Origin of the sequence: Bartonella sp. TT121SHDZB (assembly GCF_042193415.1) — a bacterium.
Classification (GTDB): Bacteria; Pseudomonadota; Alphaproteobacteria; order Rhizobiales; family Rhizobiaceae; genus Bartonella.
On sequence record NZ_JBHILR010000028.1, the window covers coordinates 1 to 2,888 of the forward strand.

General features: G+C 38.8%; 3 protein-coding genes. 1 reads left to right on the forward strand and 2 read right to left on the reverse strand.

What is annotated here, in order from left to right:
- Nucleotides 1–74: 74 nt before the first annotated feature.
- Complete coding sequence (locus ACFIKI_RS08240; RefSeq protein WP_375666728.1) at nucleotides 75–731, reverse strand: hypothetical protein; 657 nt, start codon at nucleotides 729–731, stop codon at nucleotides 75–77.
- Between the two features lie 82 nt (nucleotides 732–813).
- On the reverse strand, nucleotides 814–1,449 hold the full coding sequence (locus ACFIKI_RS08245; protein ID WP_375666729.1) for a hypothetical protein: 636 nt from the start codon (nucleotides 1,447–1,449) through the stop codon (nucleotides 814–816).
- A 237-nt stretch (nucleotides 1,450–1,686) separates the two neighbouring features.
- Here ACFIKI_RS08245 and ACFIKI_RS08250 point away from each other — a divergent pair, with 237 nt between their 5' ends.
- On the forward strand, nucleotides 1,687–2,853 hold the full coding sequence (locus ACFIKI_RS08250; protein ID WP_375666731.1) for a tyrosine-type recombinase/integrase: 1,167 nt from the start codon (nucleotides 1,687–1,689) through the stop codon (nucleotides 2,851–2,853).
- Nucleotides 2,854–2,888: the final 35 nt, after the last annotated feature.

Genomic DNA, 2,888 nt, shown 5'->3' on the forward strand with positions numbered 1-2,888 from the left:
AATGTGATAAACGTTTGATAAAATTTGGAATGGAAAATTGAGAGAGGGGCGCCCCCGCCGCGCCCGCGCATTATTTATGCAGCGTCTTTTATGGTTTGATCACAAATTTTGATATGACCATTCAATTTTTTGGTATCTATATATGAATTGCCAAAAACACTCACTTGATCACAAATGTATGTATAGCCTGTAATTTTTGCATTTTCATAAATACAAGCATCATCACCAACCACAGCAAAAAACCAAACTTGAGCATTGTCATAAATTCTTGCATTGCCATAAGCTTGCGCATAGCCAGTCAATAAAGCGTTATCATAGATTTTAGCATGACCTTTTATAACAGCCCTGTCAGATACCTCAGCATGATTCAAAACGCAGGCATGATCGTAAACATAAGTTATTCCAAAAACCAAGGCATGATCAGCAACTCTTGCATTGTCATAAATTTTTGCACAATCAAAAACTTTAGCATTGCCTTCAATTTTTGCATTATGGAAAACACTAGCGTGATCACAGACTGTAGCGTGATCAGAAACATGAGCATTATTATAAACACAAGCCTCATCATAGACCCAGCAATTACCATCATGAGAGAGGTTATCTTCCTTTTCAATAAAGCCACCCAAGGCACCAGCCTTAACATCAGCAAAGTCTTTTAATGCTTTAATGCGATAAAGGGTATGATTATTAATTACACGCGTTTCATTTGTGAGTGCAAACTTTTTTTGCATAGCACAATTCCTTTATAAATAGATTTAAATTTTTTGAATGAAATGTTTAAAGGGGGGCGCCCCCGCCGCGCCCGTGTCTTATTTACGCAGCGTCTTTTATAGACTGGTCATTATAGACAATTTCTTTACTACAGACTTCAATATTATTGCGAACCCAAGTGTCACCTTTAATGACCGCATTGCGAAAAATCTTTACATTTGCAAAAATACAAGCATATCCGGAAATTTTCGCATTATCATAAATTTTTGTATCATTAAAAACACAAGCGTAATAATGAACATGAGCATTACCAAAAATATGAGCATCCGGATAAATACGTGCAAAGCCATACACATGAGCATTGCCATAAATATTGCCAGCCACAACCGCCTTGCCATAAACACGGGCGTTTTCATAAATGCAAGCAACATTGTTTACATGAGCATAGTCACTTACAACGGCATCATCGTAAACCCGTGCATTGCTATAAACCTTGGCTTTCCCTCCGACCCAGCAATTGCCATCATGTGATAAATTACTTTCACCTTGTATAAACCCGCCTAACTCACCTTTTTTGACGTCTCCAAAATCTCTTAAAGCTCTAATTCTATGAAGGGTTTTAAAGCCAACCTCTATTGTCTCACCTGTAAATTCGTATTTTTTTGCAGGCTCTTGTTGATTAACAGATGCAGTTTCATTTGAAATGTTCGAGGAAATTGTATTTTGAGAATTTTTCATTTTAAATTCTTTCTTAACGTAATAAAGTTTTCAATTAACACCCTATAAGGGCGTCGGGCGTTAGCAACACATTGATTTATATATATAATTCACTGTTTTGCATATTGAATTAAAGCCCCGAATATAGTAAGATTTTCTTATTCTAAACCCTCTCAGATTGAATCAATTCATATCACTTGCTTGCACGTCAAAAGCGGGGCTGGTGTATGGGTAAAATTTATACAAGAAAGGACTAAAATGGCTCTTATGAACCGTCTTAATGCAAGATCTGTCGCAACATTGGGAGTTGGCAAATATAATGATGGAGCTGGCTTGCTTCTTCACAAACGTAAAGATGGAGGTGCTCAATGGCTTTACCGCTATACCATTCATGGACGCCGTCGCGAAATGGGATTAGGTGCTTTAAGACATGTCTCTTTAAAAAAAGCACGTGAATTAGCAAACCAATGGCGTTCTGTTTTGCATGAGGGTCGTGACCCCATTAAAGAACGCAATAAACAAAAGCGTGAAGCAATAAGCAATCTCCATTATTTAAAAGATATTGCCTTGGATACTTTTGAAAGTCGTAAAGCTGAATTAAAAGATAATGGTAAGGCTGGGGACTGGTTTTTACCTTTACGGCTTTATATTCTCCCCAAATTAGGTTGCCTACCCGTTTCTGAGATTACACAAACTGAGATACGCAATATTCTTACTCCCATTTGGCATTCAAAAGCTGCAACAGCAGAGAAAGCACTGAACCGTCTTAATCTTTGTCTCAAACATGCGGCTGCCTTAGGATTGGATGTTGATTTACAAGCAACCGAAAAAGCACGCGCTCTTTTAGGCAAGCAACTTCATAAAACGCAAAATATACCAGCGATGGATTGGAAAGATGTCCCTGCCTTTTATCAGACACTCAGTAAAACGATAACAATGACACATTTAGCTTTGCGTTTGCTTATTCTTACAGGCGTTCGTACTTTTCCTTTGCGTCATATTCATAAAGATCAAGTTGATGGGGATATATGGACAATTCCTGCTGAAAATATGAAAGGAAAGCGTGATACAACAAAAGAATTTCGCGTCCCCTTATCATTAGAGGCATTAGACATTTTAAAGCAAGCGCGCGGGCTTTCTCGCAATGATTTCTTTTTTTCTGCAACCGGTCGGGGTCCCCTTGGTGAGAATTGCATGTCACAATATATGCAACAGATTGGACTTGAAGCACGTCCCCATGGATTTCGTTCTAGTTTACGCGATTGGCTTGCTGAAACAACCAATGCCCCCTATGAGGTCGCTGAAACCATTTTAGCTCATACGGTCGGCGGTAAAGTAGAGCGTGCCTATCGTCGTACTGATTATTTAGAACAGCGCCGTGTCTATATGGATAAATGGGCGGCTTATGTCACGGGTCAATCTTAAGATATGGGGTGCATAACCCCATGATCTGTGGATAA